This is a genomic window from Amycolatopsis sp. M39 (genome assembly GCF_001651785.1).
Lineage (GTDB): Bacteria > Actinomycetota > Actinomycetes > Mycobacteriales > Pseudonocardiaceae > Amycolatopsis > Amycolatopsis rubida.
In genome coordinates this window covers 88,864-103,094 of the sequence record NZ_LWSF01000018.1, presented here as the reverse complement: position 1 = coordinate 103,094, position 14,231 = coordinate 88,864, and the positions used below count along the sequence as shown (strand labels likewise).

The following is a 14,231-nucleotide window of genomic DNA, read 5'->3' as shown; positions in this document are numbered from 1 at the left end:
CGCTCTACCGGGCCAATGCGAACCGGCTGCGCGCGGAGCTGTGGTCGATGCCCGCCGAGGACGAGGCGGTCGGCCTCCTCGAAACGCTGGGCGCGAGCGGCGAACCGGTCCGCCGCGACGGCGCGCGGGTGCCCGCCGCGGCGTCGCCAAGCTAGGTCTATCCCGCGGATTCCCACTGGACAGAGGAGTTGGACATGGATGCGGTTGCCGGAACCGAGCCGGTCGCGGCCGGGCTGCCGGTGCGGCGGGNCCTGCTGACCGGCGCCACCGGACGGGTGGGCGCGCGGTTCCTGCCCAGGCTCAAGCAGCTGGGCGCGGAAACGCGGCTCATGGTGTGGAGCCCCGGCCCGGGGGTGCGGCGCAGCGCCACGATGATCGTCGGCGACCTCGCCGACGCCGGCGCCTGCCGGGCCGCGGTCGAGGGGGCCGACGCGGTCGTGCACATCGCCGCGGCTTTCCAAGGGCTTCGGCCGGACCAGTCCGAGGACGTGAATTTCCAGGCGACCCGGCAGCTGGCCACGGCTGCCCGCGACGCCGGGGTGCGGCGGTTCGTCCAGCTCAGCAGTTCCCTGGTCTACGCCGACGGGGCCGGTGCCGCGGCCGAGGACACCCCCGTGCGCGAAAGCGCGGCGGCGAGCTTCCCCGCGGCCAAGCTGGGCGCCGAACGCGCACTGTCCGCTGTGCGCGGACTGGAAAGCTCGGTGCTGCGCTTGGCGTTCACCTACGGCGAGGGCGATCCGCACCTCGCCGAAGCGATCGGCTGGGCGCGGCGCGGCGGCACGGGACGGATGCACCTGGTGCACCACGCCGACGTCCGGCAGGCGATTCTGTGCGTGCTGAGCGCACCGGAACTGCCGCGCCGGGTGTACAACGTCGCCGACGACCGTCCGGTCGGGCCGGCCGAATTGCTCGCCGCCGCACCAGGATTCGCGGTGCGCGGACAGGTCGAAGAAGGCGCGGTGACGGAAACGGAACCGGGCGCGCAGCCGTTCGGCCGAGTGCTGACCGCCGAGGCGATCCGGCAGGAGCTCGGGTTCGCCCCCGGATTCCCGAGCATCGCCGCGGCCGCGGAGAAGGGGGCGTTGTGAGCGTGCTCGACGTGTACAACCCGGCTGACGGTTCGGTGGCAGGCCAAGTACCGGTCTGCGACGAAGCGCGGCTGGGACAGGTGATCGAGCAAGCGCATCGGGCCTGGCCGGGCGTGCCCCCGCGGGCCCGGCGGGAAGCGCTGCTCGCGGCGGCGAAAGCGGTGTCGGCGCAGGCGCGCGCGCTCGGCGAGCTGATCACCCGCGAACAGGGGAAGCCGCTGGCGATGGCGGTGGCCGAGGCGTTCGCCGCCGCGGCTTTTCTCCGGTACAACGCGGGTCTGGCGCTTGAGCCGGAGGTGCTGCGCGAAGATCGCCGCGGCTACGCCGAACTGGTGCGCCGGCCGCTCGGGGTGGTCGCGGCCGTGACCCCGTGGAACTTCCCGGTCGCTGTCGCGGCCGCCAAGCTCGCTCCGGCGCTGCGGGCGGGCAACGCGGTGGTGCTCAAGCCGTCCCCGTACGCGCCGCTGGCGACGGTGCGGCTCGGCGAAATCCTGGCCGAGGCGATGCCGCCCGGACTGTGCACAGTGGTCTGCGGCGACGGTGCGCTCGGCACCGCCTTGGCGACGCATCCGTTGGTGCGCAAGGTGAGCTTCACCGGATCGACGGCGACCGGCCGGGCGGTGGCCGCACAGGCCGCCGACGGGATCAAGCCGGTGCTGCTGGAACTGGGCGGGAACGACGCCGGGATCGTCCTCGACGACGCGGACCCGGCCGCACTGGCCGAGCAGGTGTTCTGGGACAGTTTCGCGAACAACGGCCAGGCCTGTGTGCTGGTCAAGCGGCTCTACGTCCCGCGGTCGCGGGCCGCGGAATGGGTCGAAGCGCTGGCCGCGCGGGCGGATTCGGTGGTTGTCGGGGACGGGATGGTCCGCGGCACGCAGCTCGGCCCGGTGAGCACCCCGGCGCAGCACGAGCGGATCGCCGCGCTGGTCGCCGCGGCGCTGCGGGACGGCGCGAAGAGCGCCGCGGGCGGGAAACCCGGCGAAGGCCCGGGCCTGTTCTACCCGCCGACGATCCTGGCCGGCGTCACCGACGGCATGGCGGTGGCGGCGGAGGAACAGTTCGGCCCGGCGCTGCCGGTGCTGGCCTACGACACCGAGGACGAGGCGCTGGCGCGCGCCAACGACAGCAGCTTCGGCCTCGGCGGCTCGGTCTGGTCGGCCGACCCGGAGCGGGCGTGGCGGCTGGCCGGCCGGCTCGAATGCGGCACCGCGTGGGTCAACGCGCACGCGGACTTCGCGCCGGACCAGCCCTTCGGCGGGCTCAAGCACAGCGGGATCGGGGTGGAGAACGGGACAGCGGGCCTGCACGAGTACACCGCCGCGCAGGTCCGGTGCCGTCCGGCGGATCAGGTCAGTCCGCTGTAGAACATCGCGCCGATCACCGCGTGGTCGTCCTGCGGCAGCCGCGCGTGCGGCGTGGCCCGGCCGACCAGCGCGAGGCACTCCCGCGGCTGGTACACGAAATCCTTGCCGCCGCGGGGGAACTGCCCCTCGGCGACCACCCACTGCCCGAGCGAGCTCGCGGTGTCGCTCGCCTGGTCCAGATAGGACCGCATCGGGCCGGCCTCGCCCTCCACGGTGAACAGCAGCGACACCTCGCAGGTCGGCATGTCGGTGTGCACGCCGAGGAAATCGCCCTTGCGGTAGCGCAGGTAGGTGCAGCGGGTCGGGTACATCGCGCGGCCCATCCGCCTGCTCACGTCCGCCACCAGCACCGGGTCCTCGTGGATCCGCACGAGCGTGGGGCCCGCGCCGAGGTAGGTGTTGCTGGACTTGCTGGTGAGCGCGTCGTGCAGGACGTCCCAGCCGGGATCCGGGCCGCCGGCGAAGGCCATTCCGGCTCCGGGGTCCAGCTCGTCGAGTTCGGCCGCGCACCGGCGCAGCGTCTCCGCCGAGACGAAATCGTCGATGTGCCACCAGAACGAGTCGTTGTCCAGTTTGGCCAGATAGGCGTCGCGGCGGCGGGTGGACTCGGCGAGCAGCCGCGCGTAGTCCTCGTCGTCGCGTTCCCCCGGCGCGCGGACCACCCGGCCCTGCAACGCCTTCGTCACGAGCGGGCCCTGCGGGAACATCGCGTCGTAGCCGTCGGTGAGCGGGGCGATCCCGGCGCTTTCGAAGTCCATCGCGGACACCGCGGGCCCGCCGCCGGACACGATCAGCTTTTCGAAGAGGCCGATCGAGGCGGGCGGGTCGTCGGCGGCCCCGAGATGGCGGCGGATGCGCCACCGCCGCCATTCGAGCTCGACCTCGTTGACCCGGAACCGCGGCCACCGGTACTTGCCGCCGGCGTCGTACAGGAGTGCGCGGACCGGGCCGGCGTCGATCTGCTGGTTGAGTGCGGCCGACATGGCCACAGCTTCGGGAGAAAAGGTCGGCATGCCCCCAGTTTCCCGCTATGGCAACGAAAAGTCAGCAGCGTGCGACGTCAGGAACCGAGCAGCGCGACGACGTCGGCGGCGCAGCCCCACGAGTACATGACGCCGCTGCCGCCGTGGCCGTAGTTGTGCACCACCACCGAGCCGCCGTCGCGGTCGGCTTCCAGCCGGACCTCGTCGCGGCCGGGCCGGAACCCGACGCTCGCCTCCAGCAGCTCCGCGCCGGCCAGCCGCGGCTCCACCCGCACGCAGCGCTCCAGGATCGCGGCCACCTCGGCGCCGGAGGGCTCGGGGTCGGTCCCGCCGGTCTGCACGCCCCCGAGCACGACGTGGTCCCCGTGCGGCAGGTAGGTGGCCCACTCCGGGTTGATCGGGGCCTCGAGGAAGAAGGTTTCGAGCCCGGGGTCGGCGACGACCACCTTGATCCCGCGCACCGGCTCCACCCGGTCGTCGGCGGCCAGTTCGCGCGCGGCCAGCCCGGTGCAGTTGACCACCGCCGGGCACTCGGCGCTCGCCTCGGCGATCGAGGCCGCCGGGCGCACCTCGAGGGTCCCGCCGCCCGCCTCGAACTCCGACCGCAGGTGCCGCAGGTACTTCGGGGTGTCGACGATCGGCAGCGTGACCCAGAACCCGGTGCCGTAGCCCTCGGGCAGTTCGGTGGGCTCGCACAGCCGGAACCCCTCGGTCTGGTCGGCGCCGGGCGGGATCGCGCCCGCCGGACGGGCGGCCAGCCTGCCCTCGAGCACGCGCACGCCGGGCGGCGCGGCGCGGAGCCTGCGCAGGGTCTCTCGCTGCCAGCGGTGCCCGGGCGAGCCGGGCGGGTCGAGGTTGGGCCCGACCATCGCCGCGGCCTTCGCGGAGGTGGTCTCCTCCGGCGGCGCCGCGGTCCGGATCCGCACCCGGCTCCCGGCTTCCTGCAGGGCCAGCGCGGTGGTCAGGCCGATGATCCCCGAGCCGAGCACCAGCGCGTCGGGCGCTGCGGTCATGTCAACCTCCCTGGAGCCGACCGGCTCCTTCCCGCGGGAGGTTCCCGTCGGCGAATCGTCGCCACAGTTCGCGGCGCCGCGGCTTCCCGCTGGTCGTGCGCGGGATCGTGCCCGTCGCCGCGGACAGCATGATCAGCTCGGCGCCCTCGGCCAACCTTGCCAGGTCGGTGCGGGCCAGGTCGAGCAGCGCGGGGTCGGCGTGTTCCGCGACGACCACCGCCACCTGCGCCCCGTCGACCACTCCCAGCAGCACCGCCTGCTGCCGCCGCGGCAGTCCGTGCGCTTCGAGCGCCGCTTCGAGGTCTTCGGCGAACACCGGTTTCCCGCGCACTTTCATGCTGTCGCCCATCCGGCCCAGCACATAGAGCTGTCCGCCGCTCAGGAAGCCAGCGTCCCCGGTGCGGACCGCGCCGCGGGCGAACCGGGTCGTTTGCGCGACCGCTCCGGCGTGGTAGCCGTCCGCGACCGAGGGCCCGGCCACCGCGATCTCGCCGACGCGATCCTCCGGCAGCGGATCGCCGCCGCTGTCGAGCACCGTCACCGAAACCCCGGCGAGCGGGCGGCCGCAGCCCACGAGCGTGGCCGCTTCGCCCCCGGCGGCCTGCCCCGGCCCGGCCGGGGCGATCGAGCGGGTGGTCCACCGTTCGTCGAGCCGGGAACCGGTGACCGCGAGCGTCGCCTCGGCGAGGCCGTAGGCGGGCAGCAGCGATTCCGGGGCGAATCCGTACGGCGCGAGCAGGTCGGCGAAGGCGCGGAGCGTCGGCTCGGCCACCCGCTCGGCGCCGACGATGACCGCGCGCCACTCGGAGAAATCGCAGCCGGACAGTTCGGCGGGCCGGACCCGGCGCAGGATGTGTTCGAGGCCGAACGTGGGCATCGCGGTCAGCCGCGCGCCGGATTCGCCGAAGCAGCGCAGGTAGCGCGAAGGCCGCCGGAGGAACTGCTGGGGCGAGCACAGCCACAGATCGGTCTGGTGGGTCACCGGCGTGAGCAGGCAGCCGATCAGGCCCATGTCGTGGTGCATCGGCAGCCAGGACGCGGTCGGGTCGTCCGGCCCCATCGCCAGCCACTCCCGGATCGCGCGCACGTTCGCGGTGAGCGCGGGGAACGGGACGCGGACGCCGCGCGGGCTGCCGCTGGACCCGGAGGTGAACTGCAGCATCGCGAGGTCGGCGGCGGGGACCGGCGGCACCGGCCCGCCGCCGGGCGCCTCTTCGAGCAGCACCGGTTCCGGGCCGACCGCCTGGCGCACGGTCTCGGCGAATCCCGGTGCGGTGCAGACGAATCGCGGCCGGGCCGTCCCGGTCAGCGAGGCCAGCAGCGTTCGCCACTGCGCGAGATCCTGGCCGAACAGCGGCGGGCTGGCGGGGGCGGGCACCGCGCCGGCCAGCATCGCACCGAAATACCCGGTGAGGAAACCGGGTCCGGTCGGTTCGACCACCAGCACCACGTCGCCCCGCGCCGCGCCGCGCTCCAGCAGTTCGGCGGCGCGCGCGTGCGCGCCGGCGGCCAGCCGCGGGTAGTCCCAGCGGCTCCACTCTTGCTCGTCCCCGGCGAACCGGATCCCGGTGTCCGGCCGCGGTTCCCACAGCCACCGCAGGAGCGCGAGCCGGTCGGTTCTCGGTGCGTCCATGCGGCAATCGTCGCGCACGGGCGTCCCGCGCGTCTCGCGTGCAACCGGGCCGCCCGACGTTGCGGGTGCCGCGACCGGTCCGGCACCGTTCCCTGCGCGCGTCCCGCGCTCGCCGCGGGCGCCCGGCGGGTGTCCGACTGGGGGATTTCCCCACTTGCACGTACCGCCGGCAGTCCTTCAGGGAGGTAGTCAAGTGTCGCGATCGGACGTCGTCTGCGGGCTCAAGCTCACCCATGACGGTGCGGTGGCGGTGATCGGCGGCACCCGGCTGGTGGCTTCGGTCGAGGCGGAGAAGATCGGCAACCGGCCGCGGCATTCGGCGCTCGACGACGCCGCGGAGATCGTGCGGGAGCTCGCCCGCAACGGCTTCGGCCCGGACGCGATCGACCGGGTCGCGGTCGACGGCTGGGCGGCCGAACAGGACGGTCCGCCCGCGGTCGGGTTCACCGCGCTCGACGGGCGGCGGATCGCCCTTCCGGTCGCCGGCTACGCGGACGAACCCGGCCCGCCCGCGCCGCCCGCGGCGTTCTCCGGGACGCGCCCGGTGCTGGGCGAGCGGGGGCCGCGCGGCTACGCCGGCTACACGCACGCCACCGGCCACCTGCTGTCCGGGTACTGCACCAGCCCGTTCGCCAAGGAAGGCCGCGCGGCGCTCGGCATCGTCTGGGACGGCGGGATGCCGCCGTTTCTGTACCTGGTCGACCCGCGCGAGCCGGCGATCACCCCGATCGGGGCGCTCACCGGCGTTTCCGGTGCGCTGTACCCGGTTTTCGCCTCGCACTTCGCGCCGTTCCGGGTGGACCGGCGGACCGCGGACCCGGACCGCCGGTTCGGGATGGAAGCGCTGTTCCCGGTGTCGGGCAAAGCGATGGCGTACGCCTCGCTCGGCAAGCCGATCGAGGCGGCGGTCGACCGGTTCGAAGAGGTCACCGCCGCGACCGCGCCCGCGACCACCCCGATGCGGTGCTACCAGTGGAGCGCGCGGGCCCTGCGCCGGGTGCGCCCGCTCGGGCTGTCCGACGCGGAACTGCTCGCCTCGTTCCAGGAAGCGCTCTACCGCGGGCTCGAACGGGGCCTGCGCGAGGTTTTCGCCGCTCGGCCGGAGCTGGCCGGGCTGCCGCTGTGCGTGTCCGGCGGCTGCGGGCTGAACATCAAATGGAACGCGCGGCTGCGCGGCAGCGGCCTGTTCCCGGACGTGTGGGTGCCGCCGTTCCCCAACGACGCCGGGTCCGCGATCGGGGCCGCCTGCGCCGAAATGGCGCGGACCACCGGGAAATTCGCGCTGGAGTGGACGGAGTTCGCCGGACCGCCGGTGCGCTGGGACGGGGCGGTGCCCGAGGGCTGGTCGGCGCAGCCGTGCGACGTCACCGGCTTGGCCGCGCTGCTGGCGCGCACCGGGGAGCCGGTCGTGGTGGTCACCGGCCGCGCCGAGCTGGGTCCGCGGGCGCTAGGCAGGCGCAGCATCATCGCGCCGGCGACCGACCCGGCGATGCGGGACCGGCTCAACGAGATCAAGGGCCGGGAGTCCTACCGCCCGGTGGCCCCGATCTGCCTCGAGCACCGCGCGCCGGAAGTGTTCGATCCCGGCACCAGGGACCCGTACATGGTGTTCGACCACACGATCCGGCCGGGCTGGCAGGACCGGGTCCCGGCGATCGTGCACGTCGACGGCAGCGCCCGGCTGCAGACCGTCGGACCGGACAACCAGCCCGCGCACGAACTGCTGTCCTGCTACGAGCGGCTGACCGGGATCCCGGTGCTGTGCAACACCAGCGCGAACTTCTCCGGCCGCGGTTTCTTCCCCGACCCGGGCTCGGCGATGAGCTGGGGCGGCGTCTCCTCCGTGTGGTCGGAAGGCACGCTCTACCGCCGGGACGGGCGGCAGTGAACGGCGAGCTGGCCCCGCTGAGCGCGGCGGGGGAGAAGCTGGCCGGGCTCGCCCACCGGCACGCCGCGGAGTTCGAGCCCGCGGCCGCCCGGCACGACGTGGAAAACTCCTTCGTCGCCGAGAACGTCGAAGCCATGCGGGCGAGCCGGTTCCTGGCCGGCACGGTGCCCGAGAGCTTCGGCGGCCTCGGCGTGCGGTCGCTGCACGACCTCGCGGTCGCGGTGTCGCGGCTGGCGCGCGGCTGCCCGGCCACCGCGCTGTCGGCGAACATGCATCTCGGAGCCGCGCTGCTGCTCGCCCGCAGCGCGGACGCGGCCGGCCTCGACCCGGCGCACCAGCGCGGCCTGCGCGGTCTGCTCATGCTGCTTGGCCGGTGCCGGCTGGTGCTTTCGCACGCGGGCACCGAGCCGGGCGCGAGCCTGTTCGCCCCGGCGACCGAGGCGGTTCCCGGCCCGGACGGCTACCGGGTGACCGGACGGAAGTCCTTCGCCACCAACGCCGAAGTCGCCGACGTGTTCACGGTTTTCCTGCGTGTGCCCGGTGCCGACGGCGAACCGCGCGCGGGCACCGCGATGATCCGCCGGGACACGCCGGGACTGCGTGTCGAACGCACCTGGGACGCACTGGGCATGCGCGGCACCGGAAGCCACGACGTCGTGTTCGACGGCTGCCCCGTCCCGGCGGACGCGGTGCGGGTGCGCGGCCGGCTCGGGGTCGCCTCGGCCGAGGAATGGATCGGCGTCCTCGCGGTGAACTACCCGATGCTGGGCGCGTATCTCGGGATCGCCGAAGCCGCGGCCGAACGGGCACGGCAGACGGTGCGCGCCAGGGCGCGGCCGGGTTCGGCCGAGCAGCTGGCCGAACTGCGGCTGCTGCTGACCGGGGCCCGCTCCGCGCTGTCGCGCACCGGGCAGCTGCTGGACGAGCACCTCGCCGGGCCGCTCGGGGACGGCGAAGCCGAGCAGCTGATGGCGGAGTTCCAGTGCGCCAAACTGATCCTCAACCGGGCCGCGGTGGACTCGGCGGACCTCGCCATGGCGGTGGTCGGCGGCCGCTCCTACCGGTCCGGCGACCCGCTTTCCCGGCTCTACCGCGACGCCCGCGCGGGCGGGTTCATGCAGCCGTTCTCGCCGGGCGAGGCGCGCGCCTTCATCGGCGCGGCCGCGCTGGCCGATCCGGGCGAAAAGTGTTGATGCACAGAGGTTTTCGCTGACGCCGGAGGTTCGTAGGATCGCCGTGTGACGACGCGAACCGAAGCGGAGGTCCGCAGCCAGATCCGGGAGATCGTCCTCGAACTGGCTCCGGGCTCGCCGGAAGAGACATCCACCGACCCGATGCTGGTCGAAGAGCTCGAGTACCACTCGCTGGCGCTGCTCGAGCTCGCCTTCGCCCTGGAGGACGAATTCGACCTGCCGCCCATCGACGAGGCCAGCGTGCAGACGATCAAGACGGCGCGGGACATCGAGGACTACGTGCTGAGCCAGCTCGGCAAAGCCGGGTCCGGGGTTCCCGCCGAGCCCGCGCCGGCGGAGTGAGCCCGCGATGGCCGGGCAGGAGATCGTCTGCGGCCTGAAGGCCACCCACGACGGAGCGCTCGCCGTGTTCGAGGGCGACCGCCTGGTGTTCTCGGCCGAGGCCGAGAAACTGGAGAACCGGGCCCGGCACTCGCGGCTGGCGGAGATGTCCGACGTGGTCGCGCTGCTGGCCGCGCACGGGCTCGAAGCGGGCGATCTCGACCGGGTGGCGGTCGACGGCTGGGTGCAGTCGGGCGACGGCCGCAACGCCGTGGAGGTGCTGCACAACGGGCCGCATCTGCTCGACGTCGCCGGATACAGCGTGCTCGGCTCCCCGGAACAGCCGCTGGACGCACTGGTGCGCACCGCGGGCAGCGGGCTGCCGATCGGGGAGAAGACCTTCGAGTACTCCAGCTACCCCCACGCCACCGGGCACGCGCTGGCGAGCTACTGCACCAGCCCGTTCGCGAAGACCGGCGAGCCCGCGCTGGTGCTGGTGTGGGACGGCGGGATGCCCGCCACCGTCTTCCGGTTCGATCCGGATTCGGCGTCGCTGCGCTCGTACGGCGCGGTGCTGCCGGTCGCCGGCTCGCTGTACCCGATCTTCGCGTCGTTGTTCGACCCCTTCAAGGTTTCCGGGAAACAGCGCCGGGACAAGGGGGACTTCGGCGATTTCGCCCAGTTGGAGGCGCTGCTGCCGGTTTCCGGCAAGGCGATGGCCTACGCGGCGCTGGCCGAGCCGGACGAGCGCGCGGTCGAGCTGATGATCGAGCACACCGCGAAGGCCGGGCAGATCGGGGTCGCCGGCGCGTTCGTCTGGAGCCACCGGGTGCGCGCGGCGCTGGCCCCGCTCGGCTTGCCGGACGCGGCGGTGCTCGCTTCGTTCCAGGAACACCTTTTCCGGCTGCTGCTGCGCGGGTTGCGCGACGGCCCGGTCGCGCGGATGGTCGCCGACGGCCTGCCGCTGTGCCTGTCCGGCGGCTGCGCGCTGAACATCAAGTGGAACGCGCAGCTGCGGGAGAGCGGCGTCTTCTCCGCGGTGTGGGTGCCGCCGTTTCCCAACGACGCGGGTTCGGCCATCGGCACCGCGTGCGCGGAACTGGTGCGCACCACCGGGAATCCGGCCGTGCAGTGGTCGGTGTTCTCCGGTCCGGACGCCGGTCCGGTGCCGGGACCCGAACCGGGATGGCGGGAGCGCGAGTGCCCGATCGAGGACGTCGCCCGGCTGCTGCACGAGGTCGGCGAGCCGGTGGTGCTCGTCAGCGGACGTGCCGAGCTCGGCCCCCGCGCGCTCGGCCACCGCAGCGTCGTGGCCCCCGCCGCGCCCGCGGCGGTGCGCGACCGGCTCAACGAGATCAAGCTGCGGGAGTCCTACCGGCCGGTCGCGCCGATCTGCCTCGAAGCGCACGCGCCGGAGATCTTCGAGCCGGGCGTGCCCGATCCGTACATGCTGTTCGAGCACCAGGTCCGGGCGCAGTGGCGCGAGCGGGTGGCCGCGGTGGTGCACTCGGACAACAGCGCGCGGTTGCAGACGGTCTCGCCGGAACACCCGCTGCTGCACCGGCTGCTCACCGCCTATCACGCGCTGAGCGGGGTTCCGGTGCTGTGCAACACCAGCGCCAACCATCCCGGCAGCGGCTTCTTTCCCGACGCCGCTTCGGCGATGCGCTGGGGCGGGACCCGGTACGTGTGGTGCCGCGACCGGCTCTACCACCGGCCGGACGCGCCGGTGCCGGACGCGCCGTGACCGGCCCGCCGCGCCGGGCGCAGATCTCGCAGCGGCTGGAGATGCTGCCCCCGATCGCGTTGCGGGTGGCCGCGACGCTCGGGCTCGCCGACCTGATGGAATCCGGACTGTCCGATGCGGAGGAACTGGCCGCCGCGGCGGGCTGCGACGCGGACGCGCTCGGCCGCCTGCTGCGCTACCTGGCGCAGCTGAACGTGTGCCGGGCCGAGGACGGCGGCTACCGGGTGACGCCTGCGGGGCGGCTGCTGCGCAAGGACCATCCGGCCGGGCTGGCCGGATGGCTCGACCTCGACGCGGCGGGCGGGCGGATGGACCTCGCGCTGACCGGGCTGCTGCATGCGGTGCGCACCGGGGAACCGGGCTACGACGCGGTGTTCGGCCGCTCGTTCTGGGCGGATCTCGGCGCGGACGAGAACCTGTCGGACTCGTTCGACCGGTTGATGGCGGGCAAAGCCGCCGCGGTGGCCGCCGAGCTCGCCGCGCACGCGGACTTCTCCGGCGGCGGCGAGGTGGTCGACGTCGGCGGGGGCAGCGGGCAGACGCTGGCGGCGATTCTGCGGGCCCATCCGGACCTGCGGGGCTGCCTGTTCGACCGGCCCGCTCCGGTGCGCGCCGCCCGGCGGGCGCTCGAAGCGGCCGGGGTCGCGGCGCGGTGCCGGCTGGTCGAGGGCAGCTTCCTCGACGGCGTTCCGGCGGGCGGCGGGGTGTACCTGCTGGTGGACATCCTGCACGACTGGGACGACCGGACCGCGGAACGGATTCTGCGCGCTTGCGCGGCCGCGGCCGGTCCGGGCGCGCGGATTCTTGTTGTCGAACGCATTCCGGACGAGGACATGGGCGGCGACGGCGCGGCCGCGGATCTGAAGATGCTGGTGCTGTTCGCCGGGCGGCAGCGGAACGCTTCGCGGCTGCGGGAACTCGTTGCGGCAGCGGGGATTTCGCCCGGACCCGTGCAACTGCTTCCGTCCGGATTCTCGGTTTTCGAGGGTAGAGTCGAAGCAGCGGCGATCGCCGGCTGAATTCCGCAGAAAACACTTGTCGCGAAGAATTCCGGGGAATGTGAGTGCGCAATGGGTCGAATGCTGGTCACCGGGGCGTCCCGGGGCATCGGGCGCGCGATCGCGGTGCACCTGGCCGGGCAGGGGCACGACATCGCGGGGTGCTTCCGCACCGGGAGCGAGGAAGCCGCCGCCGTCGAGGCCGAGGTGACCCGGCGCGGCCGGCGGGCGTTCTTCGAACCGTGCGACGTCGCCGACGCGGACGCGGCGGACGCGTTCTTCGCCGCGGCGGAGGAAAAACTCGGGCCGATCGACGCGCTCGTGACGAACGCGGGGATCACCCGGGACGCGATGAGCGCGCTGATGTCCCCGGCGGACTTCGCCGAGGTCGTCGCCGTGAACCTCACCGGGGCCTGGAACTTCTGCCGGGCGATGGCGTTCCGGATTGTCAAGCGGCGCGGCGGCGCGATCGTGGCGATCTCGTCCGCGGCGGGCGTGTACGGCCACGCGGGCCAGTCGAACTACGCCGCGGCGAAGGCCGGGATCATCGGCATGACCAAATCGATCGCCAAGGAGATCGCCCCCTACGGCGGCCGGGCGAACGTGGTGGCCCCCGGATTCATCGAAACGGACATGACCGCCGTGCTCGGTCCGCGATCGCGGGAGCAGGCGAAGCAGGCGATTCCGTTGCGGCGCTTCGGTTCCCCCGGCGACGTCGCCCCGCTGGTGTCCTTCCTGCTCTCGGCGGAGGCCGGCTACATCACCGGCGGGGTGTTCCCGGTCGACGGGGGGATGGTGCTGTGAGCGAGCAGGTCGCCGCGGCGGGCCCGGCGAGCGCGTGGCCGGAGCTGCGCGAGATCGCGGTGGTGCCGGGCGACCCGGTCCGGGTGACCGCGTCCGCGGTCGTGCGTCCCGCCGGAAACCCTTATCTGGAAGCGCATTTCCCGGGCCGGACGATTCTGCCCGGGGTGTTCGTCCTGGAGGCGGTGCGGCACGCGGTGCGCGCGGCGGCCGGCACCGGACCGGAACTGCTGGAACTGACTTCGGCCCGGTTCACGCGCCCGGTGCGCGAGCATGATCGGATCGAGCTGGAAGTGCTGGTCTCGCGGGAAGAATCGGGACGGCTGAAGGTGTCCGCGAGCTGCGGGCTCGCCGCGGGACCGCGCACCGCCACCGTCGAAGCGGTGTTCGGCAGGCGAGCGTGAGCGGCGGCGTGCACCTCGGCTTCGGCGAGATCAGCGCGCTGCTGCCGCACGGGCGGGCGATGGTGCTGGTGGACCGGATCTGGATCGCCGGCGACGGCCGGTCGGCGGTCGCGACGAAAGCCGTCAGCGGCACCGAATACTGCTTCCGCGAGGCGGGAGCCGGATGCGGCTACCCGGAATCGCTGGTGGTCGAGTCGTTCGGCCAGGCGGCGGCGGTGCTGTGGCTGCACGGCCGGGCGGGCGACGGGCGGCTGCCGATGTTCGCCGCCGCCCGCGACTGCGTGTTCGCCGGGCGGGTGCCGCCGGGGACCACGCTCACCCACGAACTGGAACTGGAACACGCGTCGGACGGTTCGGCGATGGTGTCGGGCCGGACGAGGGCGGGCGCGGAGCCGGTCGCGGCCTTCGGGTCGCTGATCGCCGTCGCCCGCGAAGCGCCCGGAACGGACGCGGCGGACGGCCCGCCAGTGCGGGAAGAAAGGTGAGGGCAGGGATGAGCACGGCGAACGAACGGCTGGAGGAACTGCGCGACGTGGTCGCGGAGGTCCTGGAGGTGGAGACCGAGGAGCTCACCGACGAGGGAGACTTCCAGGCCGACTACGAGGCGGACTCGCTGCGCGCGATCGAGATGCTCGCGCGGATCGAGAAGAAGTACCGGATCGAGATCCCGCAGAAGGAACTCGCGGAGATGCGGAACCTGAAGACGGTCTACGAGGTGACGGCCCGCCACGCCGGATGGCAGCCGGTGACCGCGTGAGGCACTGACGGCCACTGCGCGCGCACGCGCGCCGGCGG

General features: G+C 73.6%; 14 protein-coding genes. 11 read left to right on the top strand and 3 right to left on the bottom strand.

Going from position 1 to position 14,231, the window contains the following annotated elements; all coding sequences use genetic code 11:
- The first annotated feature begins 194 nt into the window (after positions 1–194).
- Together A4R44_RS30395 and A4R44_RS30390 are read left to right on the top strand one after the other, a co-directional pair.
- On the top strand, positions 195–1,088 hold the full coding sequence (locus tag A4R44_RS30395) for an NAD(P)-dependent oxidoreductase (protein ID WP_067588363.1): 894 nt from the start codon (positions 195–197) through the stop codon (positions 1,086–1,088).
- Entirely contained in the window at positions 1,085–2,455 is a 1,371-nt protein-coding gene (locus tag A4R44_RS30390) for an aldehyde dehydrogenase family protein (protein WP_232791848.1), read from the top strand. Before A4R44_RS30395 ends, A4R44_RS30390 begins: the two co-directional genes overlap by 4 nt.
- Here the strand turns inward: A4R44_RS30390 and A4R44_RS30385 are convergent.
- The 3 genes from A4R44_RS30385 to A4R44_RS30375 are packed head-to-tail and all read right to left on the bottom strand — an operon-like array spanning position 2,437 to position 6,084.
- Positions 2,437–3,468, bottom strand: a complete 1,032-nt coding sequence (locus A4R44_RS30385) for a hypothetical protein (protein WP_067588361.1) — start codon at positions 3,466–3,468, stop codon at positions 2,437–2,439. The genes A4R44_RS30390 and A4R44_RS30385 overlap by 19 nt on opposite strands.
- Before the next feature lie 47 nt (positions 3,469–3,515).
- Positions 3,516–4,451, bottom strand: coding sequence for an FAD-dependent oxidoreductase (locus tag A4R44_RS30380; protein WP_067588358.1), 936 nt, complete (start codon positions 4,449–4,451; stop codon positions 3,516–3,518).
- A 1-nt stretch (position 4,452) separates the two neighbouring features.
- On the bottom strand, positions 4,453–6,084 hold the full coding sequence (locus tag A4R44_RS30375; protein ID WP_067588356.1) for an AMP-binding protein: 1,632 nt from the start codon (positions 6,082–6,084) through the stop codon (positions 4,453–4,455).
- Positions 6,085–6,277: 193 nt separating this feature from the next.
- Between A4R44_RS30375 and A4R44_RS30370 the strand changes: the two genes are divergently transcribed.
- Genes A4R44_RS30370 through A4R44_RS30330 form a run of 9 tightly spaced genes read left to right on the top strand, consistent with a single transcriptional unit; the run spans position 6,278 to position 14,193 of the window.
- Positions 6,278–7,972, top strand: coding sequence for a carbamoyltransferase N-terminal domain-containing protein (locus tag A4R44_RS30370; RefSeq protein ID WP_067588354.1), 1,695 nt, complete (start codon positions 6,278–6,280; stop codon positions 7,970–7,972).
- A complete protein-coding gene (locus A4R44_RS30365) occupies positions 7,969–9,165 on the top strand; it encodes an acyl-CoA dehydrogenase family protein (RefSeq protein ID WP_067588352.1) in 1,197 nt (398 codons plus the stop codon). The genes A4R44_RS30370 and A4R44_RS30365 overlap by 4 nt, the downstream gene beginning before the upstream one ends.
- A gap of 45 nt (positions 9,166–9,210) precedes the next feature.
- The gene (locus A4R44_RS30360) at positions 9,211–9,507 is read left to right on the top strand and encodes a phosphopantetheine-binding protein (protein ID WP_067588350.1); all 297 of its coding nucleotides are present in this window, start codon (positions 9,211–9,213) and stop codon (positions 9,505–9,507) included.
- Positions 9,508–9,514: 7 nt separating this feature from the next.
- Positions 9,515–11,233, top strand: a complete 1,719-nt coding sequence (locus A4R44_RS30355; protein WP_067588348.1) for a carbamoyltransferase N-terminal domain-containing protein — start codon at positions 9,515–9,517, stop codon at positions 11,231–11,233.
- Positions 11,230–12,252, top strand: a complete 1,023-nt coding sequence (locus A4R44_RS30350) for a methyltransferase (protein WP_093574664.1) — start codon at positions 11,230–11,232, stop codon at positions 12,250–12,252. Before A4R44_RS30355 ends, A4R44_RS30350 begins: the two co-directional genes overlap by 4 nt.
- Positions 12,253–12,312: 60 nt before the next feature.
- Entirely contained in the window at positions 12,313–13,035 is a 723-nt protein-coding gene (fabG, locus tag A4R44_RS30345; RefSeq protein ID WP_232791847.1) for a 3-oxoacyl-ACP reductase FabG, read from the top strand.
- Positions 13,032–13,436, top strand: coding sequence for a polyketide synthase dehydratase domain-containing protein (locus A4R44_RS30340; protein WP_067588345.1), 405 nt, complete (start codon positions 13,032–13,034; stop codon positions 13,434–13,436). Before fabG ends, A4R44_RS30340 begins: the two co-directional genes overlap by 4 nt.
- Positions 13,433–13,921 carry a 3-hydroxyacyl-ACP dehydratase FabZ family protein gene (locus A4R44_RS30335; protein WP_067588343.1) on the top strand — a complete coding sequence of 163 codons (489 nt, stop codon included), beginning with the start codon at positions 13,433–13,435 and terminating at the stop codon, positions 13,919–13,921. Before A4R44_RS30340 ends, A4R44_RS30335 begins: the two co-directional genes overlap by 4 nt.
- An 8-nt stretch (positions 13,922–13,929) precedes the next feature.
- The gene (locus tag A4R44_RS30330; protein WP_067588342.1) at positions 13,930–14,193 is read left to right on the top strand and encodes an acyl carrier protein; all 264 of its coding nucleotides are present in this window, start codon (positions 13,930–13,932) and stop codon (positions 14,191–14,193) included.
- The last annotated feature ends 38 nt before the right edge of the window (positions 14,194–14,231 follow it).

Coding starts and splice junctions, on each gene's coding strand:
- A4R44_RS30385 (WP_067588361.1), bottom strand. CDS start 3,468: ATGCCGACCTTTTCTCCCGAAGCTGTGGCCATGTCGGCCGCACTCAAC.
- A4R44_RS30380 (WP_067588358.1), bottom strand. CDS start 4,451: ATGACCGCAGCGCCCGACGCGCTGGTGCTCGGCTCGGGGATCATCGGC.
- A4R44_RS30375 (WP_067588356.1), bottom strand. CDS start 6,084: ATGGACGCACCGAGAACCGACCGGCTCGCGCTCCTGCGGTGGCTGTGG.
- A4R44_RS30355 (WP_067588348.1), top strand. CDS start 9,515: ATGGCCGGGCAGGAGATCGTCTGCGGCCTGAAGGCCACCCACGACGGA.
- fabG (WP_232791847.1), top strand. CDS start 12,313: ATGCTGGTCACCGGGGCGTCCCGGGGCATCGGGCGCGCGATCGCGGTG.
- A4R44_RS30330 (WP_067588342.1), top strand. CDS start 13,930: ATGAGCACGGCGAACGAACGGCTGGAGGAACTGCGCGACGTGGTCGCG.